This window comes from Gardnerella washingtoni, assembly GCF_049262705.1.
Classification (GTDB): Bacteria; Actinomycetota; Actinomycetes; order Actinomycetales; family Bifidobacteriaceae; genus Bifidobacterium; species Bifidobacterium vaginale_D.
This window is the reverse complement of sequence record NZ_CP058398.1, coordinates 1,485,794-1,502,835: the sequence shown is the minus strand read 5'-3', so window position 1 is coordinate 1,502,835 and position 17,042 is coordinate 1,485,794. Positions and strand designations below refer to the sequence as shown.

Here is a 17,042-nt window from a genome sequence, read left to right as displayed (position 1 = left end):
CGAAAAGCGCAGAAACATACCTAGAAAAACAATCTATTCTACTATTTTTCTGGCAATCTATTCCAATCAAAAGGCTGTTCAACTAAGTAGTACGCATTATCGTCATCAGGCGCAGGTGCAAACTTCACAGGCTTAGTCTTATATGATGGAATAAATGGATTTAGGAAAGGATCTATAGATTTACCAGGCTTAATAGGTTCTTCAGTTTTCTTGTATAACTTGGGATCTCTACGCAAAATAAACGGCCTATCCATATTTGGCTTATTTTTTCCCATTCCTTGGAAGTATCCGTCTTTTTCTAATTTGATTAAATCAGCCCCTACAGGGACAAGAAGATAAAAATCAGCCATTCTAAAACTTAAACCGTGATTGTAGCCAGGATTGTTCACAAGCGTATCGAGATAGTCATAACTGTAATCACCAGTTTTATAGAGTTTACCGTTCACGCATTTATCACCGGTAATATCGTCAAATTCAGAATTACCACAGAATGTTTCAAAACCTCCGCGATACAGTTCTACAGCCCCTGTATCTCCATAAATAAGATGATTCCTCATATAATTTTCTTCGCGCGGAGGGTAATTAACACTGCACCCAATAACATTCTGATTAACATGACACATATGCAATTCATTGTTTAAATTCAGGCCTGTATAAGTGCTCGCATTGTCAGCCTTTCGCATGTTAATATAATCTTTTTCATGCGACCCGTATAAATTCAAAATCTTATAATCAGGATCTTGCGGATTAAACGGCTCTAAACGAAAATCAAGACAATCTCCAGAATTCGTGCACCATAAACCAGCAAAACTATCTAGTTTCATAGCATCCATCAAAATATGGTCGTCGTAAGTATCTGAAGATTCAGTAAACAAAGATTGTCCTGCACCAACACCGTAATAAAGAGTAATGGAATCACTAGTAGTTTCAGTTCCTAACGCAGGATCTGAATCAACTATTTTATACATATTATTACGAGAAGAAAGTCGTTCTTTCATTTCAACATTTTTGAATCCTCGACTCTTCAATAAATCCTCAGCCTTGGCAAAATCCATGCCGTACAAATCAGCTGGAACACCTTTACCTTCAATGCCGACTAAAACATGAATAGTGCGATCAGTAGACTCATTAATTGAACTTCCAGGCTGAGGCTCAGTTCCAATTACCGTACCCGGATTAATAGCAGTTGCAGTATGCACTTTTACTGGAACGTTCATCTTTTTTAATTCGCGCACAGCATCTTCTGGCTTCAATTTAGTAATATCATCCGGAACTCCAGGCCCTAACGATTCATACACAGTTATTCTCGAAGAAGGTGATATTTTTTCGCCTTCTTTCATTCCTTTAATAGAGAGAATTTCACCTTTATTTTTTGCGGAGAATTTTTTAACTACTTTTACAGCAGCTCCTGATGACGATAGTTTCTCAATGATTTGTTGAGCATTTCCTTCGTTCAAAGAAGAAATAACATTTTTCTGCGAATACAAATAATAGAAAATTCCAACCACAACAAGAACTACGATAACAAAACTAGAAATGCTATAAGCGATTACTTTTTTATAAGATTTTTTAGAATTATTAGATTGAACAAATTGATTTTCTAATTTGTCTTCTTCAACAGGAGTTCCACAATTATCGCAAAACTTACTATTTTCAGAAAGCTGATTACCACATTTAATACAAAATCGCATTGTTCCTTCTTCAACTGTTTAACCATTTAGCGAAAATCGAGTAAAAATTTTGTGACTACGCTATCTCTCTAAAATTTATTCTAATTACTATTAATCTGAAGAACAAGCGCTTATTCACTTAACACTTTATGTTTAGTATGCAAACACATCCATATGTTACGTAAGAATAAGATTATGCTTTCTGAGTTACATGCACCTTGTGAAATTTCTTGCGCAACGCCTCAAACACTTGCCTTTATAAAAGAAAATGCGAAATCAAATCCAAATAATGCAGCTCTTAAAGCACCACGTAACGCAGGAATTGATGTTCCTTTTGCAGTAAATCAAATCGCAGGTAAACAAATAGCACAGCAAAAACTGCCAAAATGGGCTTCCTGCGAAGAGATTATATATCCGGCACATATATCTATGGAACAATGCTCTTCGCAAGCCACAGCGCAATATAAGGCTAATATTGCGCAAAAATTACTTAGTGAGCTACGTGAAGAAAATACCAATACTCCTCGTACTCTTGTTGATCTTACAGGTGGATTTGGCGTCGATTGTGCAATAATGGCTGAGGTTTTTGATTCTGCAATATGCATTGAACAACAAACTGAACTTTCTAGCATAGCGCAACATAACATGAAATCTTTGGGACTTTCACATGTTGCATGCTATAACAACAACAGTCTTGACGCACTGAACCACATTTCCAACGTAACGATGATATATGTTGACCCAGCTCGCAGGAATACACAGGGCGCACGCACGTACGCTATCGAAGATTGCACACCAAATGTATTAGAACTTAAAAATCAGTTGCTTCAAAAAGCACAAATTGTTATGATTAAGCTTTCTCCAATGCTCGACTGGCATAAAACAGTCAGTGATTTTGGTGGAAACGTTACGGAAGTGCATATTGTTGCGCATAATAACGAATGCAAAGAACTACTGCTCATTATTGATGCGCATATTCATAACCAACTTTCAATACACTGCGTAAACGACAATCAGCGCACCACTATTAAAGCGTTCTACGATACCGTAACCAAGCAAGTTTCAACGCGTGCCGCACAATCATGCGACAGCACTGAAACCAGGCAGAGCAACGACTTACGCAATTGGCAACAATGGGCACAGTACGTTTACGAACCAAACGCAGCAGTTATGAAAGCTGGATGCTTTGAATACTTAGAAGAACAATACAAGATCCAGGAAATTGGCCCTAACAGCCACATTTGCATTGCTCACGATTATTACGCTGATTTTCCGGGGAAAGTATGGAAAATTGAGAGCACGTGTAGTATGAACAAGCGCGACATAAAGCAAACGCTTAGCAATCTTACTCACGCAAATATTGTTACACGAAACTTTCCTATGCCAGCGGAAGTGCTGAAGAAACGTTTGCACTTACAGGACGGCGGAAATATTAGGCTTATTGCAACAACCGACAGCAATAAAGATCATGTGATTATTCGCGCAGGTTCCGTACAGCAATAATAGCGCGACACCAAATTCGCATATCGTAACTTTTCGTAACGATAAAAAAGTAGCCGCACGAAATGTGCAGCTACTTTAATAGCATTATTCTTAAATTCGCGTATGCAGTACGTAATTGTATTAACGCCACCACATGGTCATTAAGAAACCAATCATAATGACAACCAGCGCAATCAATAAATTCCATGCTCCAATACCAGGGATTGGTAGCATAGGATTTAGGTAATACACAACAGCCCACACTAAGCCAATAACCATCAAAGTGCAGAACAGTGGTACAAACCATGCAGCGTTAGCTTTCGTGCCCTTAATACTTTCTTCAACACGTCTCCTATTTTCTGCCTGACGCTGCATCATATGCTGAATCTGAGGGGAAAGTGAGGCTTTATCCGCAGTAGCATTTAATACAGCTTCAACTTCTTCCATAGGAACGCCATAAGTATTCTCATTCGACGTATCGCTCGTCTTTGCAGCGTCGTCAGCTGCAGTCGTGTGCAATGTTTCGTCAGCCATAACTGTAACTCTCCAATCAATCGGCTACACGCTATAATAGTGGTTACACTCGAACGCGTGAAGAATGAAGGTAAAATATGGCGAAAAGAACTGGAAAACATCGCGCTCAACGCTCGTTGTTGAGTAGTTTTGCTTTCGCTTTTGCAATATTTCTTACTGGATACTTGTTTGTCACTAATTTACGCGTCAATCGTTCATCTTTTGTTACCTCCAACACAAGTCAAATGATTGAAAGTAACTCACAACGCACAAAATCTTTACGAGAAGACATTAAATCTTTAGATTCTAAAATAACTTTGCTCAATAAGACACTGGGCAGCAATACTAATGAAAGCAAAAAATCTTCGGATACAGGAAGTAATACTGTACTCCCAAAGCTTGAAGGACCAGGTCTTGTCGTAACACTGAACGACTCTCCCTTATGGAAAGGTGCTGTCAATGGTTCTGGAACATCTACAAATATTAATGATTATGTGATTCACCAGCAAGATATTGAAGCCGTGGTTAATGCTTTATGGCGTGGAGGCGCAGAAGCTATGACCATACAGGATCAACGTGTATTGTTTAATTCCGCAGTAATTTGTATTGGCAATGTGCTTATGCTACAAGGTCATCAGTACTCGCCACCATATAAGATATCTGCTATTGGTCCAATAGATAGTATGATTGATGCACTTAATAGTTCACCAGCCATACACACCTACAAGGAGTATGTAAGTTCGTTTGGATTAGGTTGGAAAGTGGAAAGAAAAGAAACATTACGCTTTCCCGAAGCATCCGCCGTATTACAACCGTTACGGTATGCAACGGTAACCAAAAATCAAATACATGATATTATGTCTCAAGACTTTCGTACATCAATAAAGGAGTAGCGTATTATGCAGTCTGCTGACACGCAGGAAAGTGATACGAAGAGCAGCAGCTCTAACTTCTGGTGGCAAGCTGCTGGAGTTGTAGGCGAAATTTTAATCGCTTTCGCAGTTGTTTGTGCACTATACATTGCGTGGCAAATGTGGTGGACCGGAGCTCAAGCTGAGCATACTCAAGTAGAAGCTCGCCAAGAAACATCATGGAAAAATCCGAGGACTGGAGATAAAACCAAGATTGCTCTACCACAAATTGGTGAGCCACCAAAATTAGATAAGCCAAAACCTGAAGGACTCGTAGCCCGTTTGTATATACCTCGCTTTGGTAATCAGTGGGAACGCAATGTTGTAGAAGGCACATCACTCGACATTCTCAGCAAGCGTGGACTCGGTCACTATACAGCGACACAGTTACCTGGAGAGATGGGCAACTTCGCCGTTGCTGGTCACCGTAATGGGTACGGTCAACCACTTGGCGATGTTGATTTACTCAAACCTGGCGACGCTGTAGTGGTACGTACTAAAGATTATTGGTATGTTTACAAGTACACTTCTTATAAGATTGTTACTCCGGATCATGGTGAAGTGATTGCACCAAATCCTGAACATCCAAACGAGAAACCAACGAAACGTATGCTTACGCTTACTACTTGCGAACCAAAATATACTACCGCAACACATCGCTGGATTAGTTATGCAAAGTTTTCATATTGGGCAAAGATTAGCGATGGTATTCCAAAAGAACTTTCTACTATTGATGACAACGGAAAAGTAAAGTTCATTAATAATGAACAACAATCTTTAGCTTCTCATCTTTCTTCATTAGTTCCAGTTATGGCTGTTATCGTCGTGCTGTATGTCGCCATTTTTGCTGCAGGAGCAATTGCATGGCAATGGCCAGAACTTCGTGCCATCCATGCTGGAGTAAAAAAGAAGCCTGATGCAAGCATTTTTGGTGGTATTTTACGCATACAACCAGGTATCACAGCGATTCGTTGGATTCTTTCGATTCTGATTTATCTCTTCATTGTATCAGCACTATTCCAGTGGATTTTCCCATGGGCCGCATCTACAGTTCCATTCCTCCAACAGATGTCCAATTACACAACAACCATTTGATATCTGATTTAGGATGTAGTTTTATGGTCCATACTCATAATTGAAAACTCGCAAAATAGAACACATAAAGAGGCGATGGCATAATTACCATCGCCTCTTTGCATATGGAAGTCTTATAAAAACATGTAAAATCCACTGCGAAGATATGAATCATAATCAACGCATTTGGGCATAGTAACAAACTATACAATCAGTTATTAAGATATCTTAAAACGCTCTTTTACGTACCATTACGCATAAGCAATTGTTTATGATGCAGATATTGTTTTGAACAGAATATTATTACAACAAACTATATGAGCTTGCTTATCAATATGCTGCTTACGTTGCATACCAAGTAACGTAAGCAGCATATTAGTATAATGATGATGAGATTATCTACTTCTGATTGTCCAGATCAGTAGAACTACTACTAGAACGTGTAATAAGCGTAATAGTCGCACCTTTTTCTATCTTATTGCCAGCATCTTCAGACATGCTCATAACAACATCATCATCTTTAGCCATAGAATCAGAAACTACTCTGAATCCTTTTGCTTCAAGTATCTTCTTTGCTTGTTTAAAAGTAATCGTGCCAAGATCAATACTTGGAACTTCTACCTTTGGAGAGCCTTGAGATACATATACGGTAATAGAACTATGAGGTTTAACTGACGTTCCCGAAGCAGGATTTAAACGCGTTACAGAATCTTCTGGAACACTATCTGAATCTTCCTTAACAATATCCGCAGTAAAACCAAGATTCTGCAGTTGAGTTACTACAATATCCTTACTCTGGCCGACTAAACCATCAGGAATTTTTGTTAAGCCAGATGCAATATACAGCGTAATTAATGTACCTTTGTCTGCAAAAGAATCTGCGTCTGGATCCGTACGTGTTACATGATCTTTCTTTACATTAGCACTATCTTCAACTCGAACGTTAGCAATCTTAAATCCAGCATGCTCGAGTATTTTGCGAGCAGCATCCTGCGATTTACCACTGACATCCGGAACACGCGTTGACTGCGGACCTACTGAGAACCACACAGTTACTTTAGATCCAGATGCAACATGTTCACCTCCACGTGGAGACTGTTTAGTGAAAGTTCCTTCTGGCTGTGAAGACTTATCATCTTCACGAATATCAGGAACTAATCCTAATGCACGCAATTTCTCACGAGCAGCATCCTGCGTTGTTGTCTCCATAAATGTTGGAACTACAACATCTCCAGCCATACGACTGCGATTAAGCATAAAAAGAACACCTAATAATACGAGTAGTGCCACTAATACTCCAACAATAGAGCTAATCACTACACGTTTACGCCGCTTCGCTTGCATCGTTGCTCGTTGTGCCGCACGTGTGCTCGGTGCGAAAGCTGCAGCATTCGATGTTTCAACTTGACCAGTAATAGGATTGAAAGATTGCGTTGCTGCAACATCTGTTGCACTCATAGCCGCGGTAGCAGCAGTCTGTTCAGCTTGCTTGCGAGCCTTCATATTAGCTAAATCTGTGAGAGGATTAAAAGCCGCAGCAACAGGCACTCCACCATTCATGAATGCTAAAATATCATTTTTAAATTCTGCTGCTGTTGAGTAACGATTTTGACGATCTTTAGCCATTGCTTTAGCACAAATTTTATCCCACATCACAGGTATGCCTGGAACTAATGTGCTAAGCGGAGTTGCAACTTCAGACACATGTTGGTATGCAATAGCTACAGCAGAATCACCTGTAAACGGTGGACGACCTGTTAACATTTCATACAGCACGCAACCAGCAGAATACAAATCAGAACGCATATCAACTTGCTCACCACGAGCTTGTTCTGGTGACAAGTATTGCGCAGTACCTACTACTCCTTGTGATTGCGTCATTGTTGTTGCAGAATCGTCAAGAGCACGAGCAATGCCAAAATCCATCACTTTTACCAAGCCTTGTTCAGAAATCATAATATTTCCAGGCTTAATATCACGGTGAATAATGCCCATGTGATGAGAATATTCCAAAGCATTAAGCACACCGAGCATAACTTGTTCAGCATCACGTTGACTTAAAGCACCATTCATTTTAAGAATGTCACGTAACGTTTTACCTTTAATATATTCCATTACTAAATATGGAAGTCGTTCCTCCATACCATTTTCTGCCGTAACGGACTCTTCTCCAGAATCATAAATATTCACTATGTTCGGATTATTCATTTGCGCAATAGCATGCGCTTCCCTACGGAATCGCGAAAGAAAAATCTCATCATTCGCTAAGTCGGAACGCATAATTTTCACAGCAACTGTACGACCCAAACGCTTATCAACTGCAACGCGCACTTCAGCCATACCGCCGCGACCGATAAGCTCTCCTAATTCGTATCTGCCATTCGCTAATGAGGTGGGCATCGTGGTATTCATTGCTGCTCCTTGCGATTATTGATATTAAAGATACTAATAATATTAACTTGATTCTGCGGCATACTTTTAATACATCTTATATGCCGTGAATGAGTTGGAAGTATTCCTGTTGTGTTATTGAAAGTTGTTTCTTGATCAAGTAATCTACGCTCAATACGAGATAGAACTTTTGATACTACTAACGCGTCACTTGGACGATCTTTCGGATCTTTCGCAAGCATGGACATAACAAACTGTCGCAATTGCAGATCAATACTCTCCGGCAAAGGTGGCACTGGATCATTCACATGTGCTGCAGCAATATCAACTGGAGTTGCACCAGTGAATGGTCTATGTCCACATAATCCTTCATACGCTACCACACCTAAAGAGTAAATATCAGATTGTGCAGTAGCCTGTTCACCTTGTGCTTGTTCTGGTGAAATGTATTGCGCAGTGCCGACTACCATACCATCTTGTGTAATCTGCTCCTGATCATTGGAATAAGACACGCCAAAATCTGTAATTTTTACATTCCCGGTTTCAGAAACCATAATATTTGCTGGTTTTACATCTCTATGAATAACACCATGTGAATGCGCTACAAAAAGTCCTCGCGCTGTTTGAATAAGAATAGGTAACAAACGAGTTGGCTCAATAATTTTCTCTTTATGATATAAATCAGCTAATGATTTACTCGGCACATATTCCATAATGAGGAACCCAATGCCATCATGCTCATAATAATCAAATAATGCAGCAATATTAGGGTGCGCAAGATTAGCTGAATTGTGTGCTTCAGCGCGGAGACGACGCAACTTTGCTTCTACATTCGCTGTATCTGTGCGCAAAGCTTTAATCGCCACAATTCGACCTAGTTGAATATCAAAGCCTTTCCAAACTTCTCCCATACCACCTTGAGCAAGGCGACTATCCAGTCGATAACGGTGATGAACTAATTGTCCTTCAACGAGTTTCATTGTGTAAGCGCCTCCTTCATCACTTGTCGCATAATTGGCCCCGCAGCATAACTACCAAATGTACTGGTATTGTGTACTACTACTGCTATAGCTATTTTAGGATCTTCTGCTGGAGCAAATCCAATAACCCAACCATTTGCTGCCTGATTATGCGTTCCAATCTGCGCAGTACCAGTTTTTACAGCAACGTGAATATTTGGTAAAGCGAGATTTGGATTTTCTTTTGTTACTACAGCTTGCATCATAGCTGATAGTTTTGTTGCACTATCACTACTCATAACTTGATTAAGGATCGTTGGTTTTGTCTGCGATAGCACAGATAAATCACTTGATCTTACACAATCAACAAGTGTAGGCTTCATAAGCGTACCATTATTAGCAATAGCCGCAGCAATCATAGCATTTTGCAGTGGAGTTACCTTCGCATCACCTTGACCGATTGATTCTAAAGCAAGTCGATCAGGAGTTGGTTTCAGTGAAAATGTAGAACCTACAGAACGTAACGGAAAACCAGTGTAATCTGATCCATCAACCGGTAATGAATCAAAGAAACCAAACTTTTTTGCTTGTTTTATAATTGCATCAGAACCTAGCGTATTGCCTAATTGAGCAAAAGCAGTATTAGACGAATAAGCTAAAGCATCTTCAAATGAGATTTTACCGTTATTACCATTAGCCTGTGCTTCAACATTAGTCAAAGCAACGCTTGTTCCAGGAAGTGTATAACTTGCTCCGGCAGGAATCAATGTATCCGGTTGATATTTCCCAGATTCCAATGCCGCTGCAGCAACAACTGTCTTAAACGTAGAACCAGGAGCATACAGTTCAGAAACAGTACGATTAAGCATTGGATTTGACGCATCCGAAGTTATTTGTTCATAAGACTTATTGACGGCATTAATATCATGAAGAGCTAAAGCATTAGGATCATAACTAGGAGTACTTACCATGGCGCGGATTCTGCCAGTTTTTGGTTCAATCGCAACTAAAGCAGCATCTTTATCTTTCAATAAGTTATAAGCAAGATTTTGTAAACGCGCATCAATTGACGTTTCAATAGAAGCACCGCGATTAGTTGCACCAGTAAACAGTGATTTAAATCGCTGCCAAAACAGCGCATCTGATTCTCCACTTAATAAACTATTACGCGAAGCTTCAATACCACGATCAGCACGCTGACTGATAGAAAAATAACCAGTAATTGGAGCATATACCGGACCATTAGCATAGTGACGTTGATAAACAAACGCATCCTTAGATGGATCAGATTTTGCTATAACAGTTCCATCTGCTGTGAGAATTGAACCACGAGGAGCACCAAATTCATGATACAAAGCTCTACGATTGCGAGGATCAGCATTTAAAGCATTAGCATTAATAGATGTAATAACAGTACTTGAAATACCAAGAATAATAAAAAGTATTAATACTGCAACAAAAAGCTCTCTCAAACTCTTATTCATCACTGTCACCTCGATTAACTAAAGGATTGACAGTTGGAACACTAACAATGCTATCTTTTTCAATATTATTATTATCAACAGATGCAGTGCGAGCACGTTCTTGCAATTCACGTTCACGCAATGCCGCTAACGCTTCATATTGGAAAGTGTCAGAAACCGGCAATGATTCTGGTTTATTTGCAGCATGAGAAATAACAATCAGCAAAGCAGCAAGCAAATAATTAGCTACTAAGGAGGATCCACCGGCAGCCATATATGGCAAAGTCAAACCAGTTAGAGGAATTACTAAAGTAATACCACCAACAACAGTAAATACTTGAAAAGCCATAGTAAAAACAAGACCTGATGCTAACAACTTACCAAAACCATCTTTAATTTTCATGGCGGTAATCATACCAGAAGTAATAATAATTAAATACAAAACTAATACAGCAAGAAGTCCTGTAAGACCAAGCTCTTCACCAATAGAAGCATAAATAAAATCGGAATTAGCTAATGGTGTAAGTGAAGGATGTCCTTGACCTAAACCTGTTCCTATAGTACCTCCAGCAGCTAAACCAAATAAACCAGATACAATCTGCGCAGACCCACCAGGAAAACGATTATATATAGCATTATCAAATGGGTGAAGCCACGCATCAACACGATACTGCACATGTGCAAATAATTTTACTGCGACCAAGCAGCCTACAACAAATGCTATACCACCAACAGCTAGCCAACCTCTGCGTCCTGTTGCAACATACAGCATTGACACAAACATAGCGAAGAACATCAATGATGTACCAAGATCATGCTGCACTACAAGCACGCCCATTGACACAGCCCACACTAACGCAATAGGACCAGTATCTCGTAGTCGAGGTAAATGAAAACCTAAAACCTTATTACCACCTACAGCAAGTCGATCCCGGTGATTAAATAAATATGCCGCAAAGAAAAATGCAAGGAAAAGCTTAGCAAATTCACCCGGTTGAACAGTATGGCTACCAAAACCAACCCAAATTCTTGCTCCACCAATCTCTTTACCAAAACCTGGAATCATAGGTGAAAGCAATAATACTAAACCTATAACCATGCTAACATATGAAAAACGACGCAATATACGATAATCGTTAAGAATAATTACAAAAATAATAGATAAGATGAGTGCAATGCACACCCATACCATTTGTTTCATAGCAACATGAGTGTTATTCTGCCGATCAATTCGCGCAATAAGAACTGTACCAATTGCAGTCAACAGCATAATACATGGTAAAATGGCTTGACTTGCATAAGGTTGTTTAACGAGAAGAACACCCCAAAACACTAAGAATAACGCCATAACAATAAGTAGCATTGCTGTGTAACTAGCAGACACATATCCATCTATACGAAAGAACATTTGCAAAAATGCCATTCCAGAAAGTAGTGTTGCAAAAAGAAGTAATGCTATCTGTCGAATACGCGTAGCAATAAGATTCATGATTTTTTACCCTTCTGCTCCGCATTATTCTTTTCTTTATTTTTATTGGCTACGCTATTTTGTTTACTACGACTCTTTTCTTGTGCCCTCGCGTGCATTTCTCTACGAATAAGAGCAGCATGACCACGAGCTTCTGCTAAATTACTAAAGCTAATGCCTTCTTTTAATTGTTCTTGCCATGATTTATCAAGATTTTTTACCTTAATATCCGTAGTTTCTACTTCATGAGATAAAGCTACACCAAAAATATTTGTTGGCACTCCTTGGTAAATAACTACCCTATTATTACTCCTGCCAATGTAATATTGCGTTTGCGTCCAAGCGTATACTCCATAAGCTGCACCAACAACAATGATCAATCCAAGTAATATTCCCAGAGCAGTTCCTATGCGAGTCCACCTACGCCTTAAAGAATGAGCACGATGTTCTTCATCCTGTTCGTGTTTCATAGCACGAGCAACATCTGGATCATGAGGATCTGTAGAAACATGACCATTCTTTTTGGTAACTACAGGAATTTCATTTGTATCAGCCGTGTGCAATTCTCCTGATTCTTCGCGAAGATGTGAAGGTTGCACTATTCTTGCCGCCGGAATTGCTTCTTCGTGAATAGTAGAAGCATTATCTTCATCTTGTACGAGTTTAGCAGCACGCTGAGCTGGCGAATTTTTATCTTCACGTAATACAGGCGTTGAAGATACTGCCTTATTAACAATATCTGCAATAGATTCAAGATCCTTACCTGCAGCACCGCCGATGAGTGGCGTTTGATGAGGCAAATCAAACGCATCAGCATCCAACGCAAGTGTGGCATCAGCAATAACTGCCGTAGCATTATCAGTACTTCCAGCACGAAGTGCCATAGCTACTAACTTTTGAGCACATTCTTCCTGATTGGAAACGGTACTCATAACATCTTGAATAGTAGAATCTTCGAGTACTCCACATACTCCATCTGAGCATAACAACCAGCGGTCAGAAGGATGAGCTGCTCTCACAGCAATATCTGGACGCGGATCGATATCAAAATCACCTAACACTCGCATAACAACATTACGTTGAGGATGGTTACGAGCTTCTTCTGGAGTAATATGACCGGTATCAATCAAATGTTGTACATAACTATGATCAGTAGTCATACGTATGAGACGATTATCACGAAGTAAATATGCTCGGGAATCTCCTAAATGTGCTAAAACCCAGTATCCTCGAACAAGAGTTACCGCTGTAACAGTTGTACCCATTCCAGCAAGACGGCGCTCACGTTTAGCTTTGCCAACAATCGCATCATGCGCAGCCATAATCGATGTTTCCATCATTGAAGATACTGCTTTTACATCATGCGGACGTGAATCTTGCTCAATATGAGCGAGAGATCGGATAGCAATAGTGGAAGCTGTGTCGCCTCCTGCATGACCACCCATACCGTCACAAATAGCAGCTAAATGTTCACCAGCAAATGCAGAATCTTGATTATTACTGCGTACAGTTCCAACATCACTCACTGCAGTAGCATACATAAATAATACTTTTTCAACAGATTCTACAGGAGCTGCTGGCTTATTATCTTGAACATGAGAAGATACTACTTCTTCAATACTACTAGTAGCAGTTCGTACTTTTTCTTCATCATTTGAATTGATCTGTACCATATTGCTACCTCAATTCAAACATTGTTGCACCAATTCGCACTGAAGTGCGTGGAGTTAATACAACAGGCTCAGTAACACGAATATGACCAATCATAGTGCCATTAGTGCTACCTAAATCTTCAAGAACCCACGCATGAACCGCTTGATTAAAATAAACGCGAGCATGATGAGAAGACACAAACTCGTCGTTTAATACTACCGTATTAGAAGCGGAACGACCCAACGTAACACCAGCAGCATTTAAAGGAAACGAGGAACCAGCTAAAGGTCCATCAATAACAACTAGTAAAGTTGGTTCATCTCCCGAACTTTCAGTTGCTGCAGATTCTAATGGCGCAGGAGATACTTGTTTTTGTGAAGACTGTTCAGTAGCTACATCGTGAGACGCACGTCGAGACTTCTTCCAAAAATGCTTTTTTTTAGGACTAAAAACCTCAATATCACGTCTTAATGAGCGAATAGCGCACCATACAAAAAACCAAAGCAAAGCTAAAAAGCTATACTTCAATATTGCAAACGTTAATTCAGTAAACATCATGCGCTTTATCGTCTCCTCAATCAGAAATACTTACTACTCCTGCTCTTGAGACGATGCCCAATAGAGAATACGCGTACGTCCAATAGTGATAGTATTACCATCAACCAATGTTGCTGCAGGCACTTGGTGACCTTCTACATAGGTACCATTTGTAGATCCAAGATCTCGAGCAATAACACCATCAGGCGTAATATCAATACCAAGATGGTGACGAGAAATACCAGGATCATCAATAACAATATCGCAACCAGATCCACGACCTAGAATTGTGCGATCTTTAGTAAGCAAATACTGATTGCCATTAATTTCAAGCATTGGATGATTCTGCTGCTGATCATCAGTAGTAACAGGAACTGCATTACCTTGAACAGATTCGGAAGTTAAATGGAAATTGCCTTTTGTAAGCTCCAAATCCTCTTCAAAAATAACAACTACCGGACCAACAAAAGCATAATGCTGACTTTTAGCATATTGCGTAAGATTATCAGCAAGCTCATTAGCTAATGCTTCACTACCCCACTGCTCAATATGGTCAAAATCTGGAGTACTTAATTTAAAACGATATTCATTCGGTGCCACGGTGTGATCGCGACCAATAGGCATCGCTTCAGCATCAATTTCACGTTCCAAAGCACTCGAAAAATCAACTGGCTGTAAATCTTTGGAGCCGAATTTTGCGAAGACGCCGTTCATTGCACCTTCCACGCTCTTCTCAAATCGGTCAAACACGCTCATGGTAAACCCTTTCTATCTGTTCAACATAGTACTCGCCCCAAGTACTGTGTTCAACTTGCACACACTATATCTTGCTATATTTTTCTTATTTATCTATATCATTCCATAAGTATTGGCGTGCATTTGCATCATGCTAAGTGTAATCTTAACAAGTATGATGCAGAAAAATAACAGTAATCATAGCGTATTATCACTATTCGCACGCAATACCACTACATTTTTTATATTATTACTTGCAGTTGTTATTCCTTGCTTGGGTAAAGCATTCCTTATTGATGGTAAAGAACGCGCTTATGAAGCATCTATTGTTGCTTGGTTTCATAATAGCGCTCCAGTTTCAATACTTTATTGCTCTAAAATTTTAGCTATTATTTTTTCCACTAAAGGGTGTTTAGTAATACTTGCACTACTTACTATTCTTTCCTTGTATATAGGTAAAAATTGGAAGCTCACTTGTATTCAGCTTTTCATTTCATTAATACCTATGATTTATATTTTCGCAGTAAAATTTGCAGTTCATCGTCCACGACCATATATTGGCTTACACATTAAAGTACCATCTGATCCAAGTTTTCCTAGTGGTCATACTTCAGCCGCAGTTGCAATTTGTGTCATGACAATGCTCATTATTTATGTTGTCAAACCATCTATTATTCAGCTTGGTTTACTTTTTAGTGCAATATTGGTTGTTATTGTTGCTATTTCTCGTCTTATTGTTGCAGCACATTTTCCTACAGACGTATTAACTGCTGCGATTATATATCCATTGCTTTCAATGAGCATATTGCGATCATGCCAACATCATCACTTATATATCGATCACAGAAAAGACAATGGATATATTGGCAAAAAATCTACTCAAAGCAGTACTACAACAACTCATAAGTAAACTTTTATAACAGTAGAAGCAAAGGAAGTTTTTTATGATTCGAGGATTTAAAAAATTTATTCTACGCGGCAGTGTTATTGATATGGCTGTCGGTGTCGTAATGGGCAGCGCAGTCACTGCTGTAGTAACAGCAATCGTAAAACATATTATTAATCCTCTTATTGCCATGATTTGTGGAAAACCAGAGCTTGATGGCGTATTAACTATAACCATGAATAGTGCCACTATCTCTTTCGGTGCAGTAATTGGAGCTTTACTTAATTTCCTTATTGTTGCCACTGCAGTATATTTCTGCATTGTTGTTCCTATTAATAAATTACGTGAAATTGGTGCAGATTTATTACAAATAGAGCATGAAAAAACAGAGGAAGAGAAACGCAAAGAACGTGAAGAAAAAACTATTCAACTTTTGCAAGATATTCGCAATGAACTAGTAGAACGCCGTTAATAACTAAGTTTTCTTCAAAAAAAATTCCCGTTAATATGTAATAATTAACGGGAATTTTTATATGCATAACGTGTGATATTAATTCTTCTAATCATCACCTAAAGTAATATGAATACCGCCAACTAATGAACCAACAACATTATAGAGTAAAGCAATTATTGCAGATAATATTGTTAAAATCACAATTTCTACAATAGAAAAAATAGTGACAGCACTAAGTACAGTTGGTAAAGAAAATACGTCAGCGAGATTGAATCCATTACTGTCCAAACCAGTAGACGATACAATCTGTGTTACCTGATCAAAAACACCAACCATATTCAAGAACAACCATACCAAACCAGCAGCAATAACTTGAATAATACCACCAGCAACACTCAGCAAAAACGTAACTTTTGCAACCGACCATGCATCAACTCGCACTAAAGAAAGACTCATACGACGAGCACGAGGTATGTGGTTTGATTTTTGAGATTGACTGGTAGGAGCTGAAGCAACACCACCAATAGTTCGACGTGAAGTATGAACATTACCACTTACTCGACCTGATGCTGATGATGTATTTCGAGTCATATTATTTAAAGAAGAAACATGATATTCATCACCAGCATTAGTATTCTCTTTCAAAGAATAATCAGCCGATTCCGAAGGAACTATCTTTTCTGCATATGTTTCTGTTTCATGCGGTAAAAACATGGCAGATTTCTCATTCATATTCATTGGATTTTGCGATGGCTCAAAATTTTCGCTCATCTCAGTGTTCCTTCTCTTACTATATTCGTTATAATCAGTGTCATTATATCAATGAGAGTACCAATAAAAACAGAC

General features: G+C 39.1%; 15 protein-coding genes. 5 read left to right on the top strand and 10 right to left on the bottom strand.

Annotated elements, in window-relative coordinates; all coding sequences use genetic code 11:
• Positions 1-41: 41 nt before the first annotated feature.
• Positions 42-1,691: a PASTA domain-containing protein gene (locus HXT28_RS05935; RefSeq protein WP_422113373.1), complete on the bottom strand. Its 1,650-nt coding sequence runs from the start codon at positions 1,689-1,691 to the stop codon at positions 42-44.
• Positions 1,692-1,844: 153 nt separating this feature from the next.
• Between HXT28_RS05935 and HXT28_RS05930 the strand changes: the two genes are divergently transcribed.
• Positions 1,845-3,173, top strand: a complete 1,329-nt coding sequence (locus tag HXT28_RS05930; protein WP_016637592.1) for a THUMP-like domain-containing protein — start codon at positions 1,845-1,847, stop codon at positions 3,171-3,173.
• 120 nt (positions 3,174-3,293) lie between these two features.
• On the opposite strand, the gene crgA is transcribed toward HXT28_RS05930, so the two are convergent.
• The gene (crgA, locus tag HXT28_RS05925) at positions 3,294-3,686 is read right to left on the bottom strand and encodes a cell division protein CrgA (protein ID WP_016637591.1); all 393 of its coding nucleotides are present in this window, start codon (positions 3,684-3,686) and stop codon (positions 3,294-3,296) included.
• A gap of 77 nt (positions 3,687-3,763) precedes the next feature.
• Here crgA and HXT28_RS05920 point away from each other — a divergent pair, with 77 nt between their 5' ends.
• The gene (locus HXT28_RS05920) at positions 3,764-4,558 is read left to right on the top strand and encodes a DUF881 domain-containing protein (RefSeq protein WP_032814025.1); all 795 of its coding nucleotides are present in this window, start codon (positions 3,764-3,766) and stop codon (positions 4,556-4,558) included.
• Between the two features lie 6 nt (positions 4,559-4,564).
• The gene (locus HXT28_RS05915) at positions 4,565-5,671 is read left to right on the top strand and encodes a class E sortase (protein ID WP_016637860.1); all 1,107 of its coding nucleotides are present in this window, start codon (positions 4,565-4,567) and stop codon (positions 5,669-5,671) included.
• Positions 5,672-6,049: 378 nt separating this feature from the next.
• Here HXT28_RS05915 and pknB read toward each other — a convergent pair whose 3' ends face one another.
• From pknB to HXT28_RS05880, 7 genes are read right to left on the bottom strand one after another with little or no spacing between them, the layout of a single operon-like run.
• On the bottom strand, positions 6,050-8,062 hold the full coding sequence (pknB, locus tag HXT28_RS05910) for a Stk1 family PASTA domain-containing Ser/Thr kinase (RefSeq protein WP_016637588.1): 2,013 nt from the start codon (positions 8,060-8,062) through the stop codon (positions 6,050-6,052).
• The gene (locus HXT28_RS05905; RefSeq protein ID WP_016637587.1) at positions 8,059-9,021 is read right to left on the bottom strand and encodes a serine/threonine-protein kinase; all 963 of its coding nucleotides are present in this window, start codon (positions 9,019-9,021) and stop codon (positions 8,059-8,061) included. The genes pknB and HXT28_RS05905 overlap by 4 nt, the downstream gene beginning before the upstream one ends.
• Positions 9,018-10,484 carry a peptidoglycan D,D-transpeptidase FtsI family protein gene (locus HXT28_RS05900; protein ID WP_064346721.1) on the bottom strand — a complete coding sequence of 489 codons (1,467 nt, stop codon included), beginning with the start codon at positions 10,482-10,484 and terminating at the stop codon, positions 9,018-9,020. Before HXT28_RS05900 ends, HXT28_RS05905 begins: the two co-directional genes overlap by 4 nt.
• Positions 10,477-11,952, bottom strand: a complete 1,476-nt coding sequence (locus HXT28_RS05895; RefSeq protein ID WP_064346724.1) for an FtsW/RodA/SpoVE family cell cycle protein — start codon at positions 11,950-11,952, stop codon at positions 10,477-10,479. The genes HXT28_RS05900 and HXT28_RS05895 overlap by 8 nt, the downstream gene beginning before the upstream one ends.
• Positions 11,949-13,604, bottom strand: a complete 1,656-nt coding sequence (locus tag HXT28_RS05890) for a PP2C family protein-serine/threonine phosphatase (RefSeq protein ID WP_016637584.1) — start codon at positions 13,602-13,604, stop codon at positions 11,949-11,951. Before HXT28_RS05890 ends, HXT28_RS05895 begins: the two co-directional genes overlap by 4 nt.
• Positions 13,605-13,608: 4 nt before the next feature.
• Positions 13,609-14,142 carry an FHA domain-containing protein FhaB/FipA gene (locus HXT28_RS05885; RefSeq protein WP_016637583.1) on the bottom strand — a complete coding sequence of 178 codons (534 nt, stop codon included), beginning with the start codon at positions 14,140-14,142 and terminating at the stop codon, positions 13,609-13,611.
• A gap of 33 nt (positions 14,143-14,175) precedes the next feature.
• Positions 14,176-14,877, bottom strand: coding sequence for an FhaA domain-containing protein (locus HXT28_RS05880; protein ID WP_016637582.1), 702 nt, complete (start codon positions 14,875-14,877; stop codon positions 14,176-14,178).
• A 154-nt stretch (positions 14,878-15,031) separates the two neighbouring features.
• On the opposite strand from HXT28_RS05880, the gene HXT28_RS05875 reads away from it, so the two are divergent.
• Both HXT28_RS05875 and mscL read left to right on the top strand, forming a co-directional pair.
• Positions 15,032-15,766: a phosphatase PAP2 family protein gene (locus HXT28_RS05875; protein WP_064346725.1), complete on the top strand. Its 735-nt coding sequence runs from the start codon at positions 15,032-15,034 to the stop codon at positions 15,764-15,766.
• A gap of 34 nt (positions 15,767-15,800) precedes the next feature.
• Complete coding sequence (gene mscL, locus HXT28_RS05870) at positions 15,801-16,214, top strand: large conductance mechanosensitive channel protein MscL (protein ID WP_016637580.1); 414 nt, start codon at positions 15,801-15,803, stop codon at positions 16,212-16,214.
• 87 nt (positions 16,215-16,301) lie between these two features.
• Here the strand turns inward: mscL and HXT28_RS05865 are convergent, their stop codons facing one another.
• On the bottom strand, positions 16,302-16,787 hold the full coding sequence (locus HXT28_RS05865; RefSeq protein ID WP_032814037.1) for a DUF3566 domain-containing protein: 486 nt from the start codon (positions 16,785-16,787) through the stop codon (positions 16,302-16,304).
• Positions 16,788-17,042: the final 255 nt, after the last annotated feature.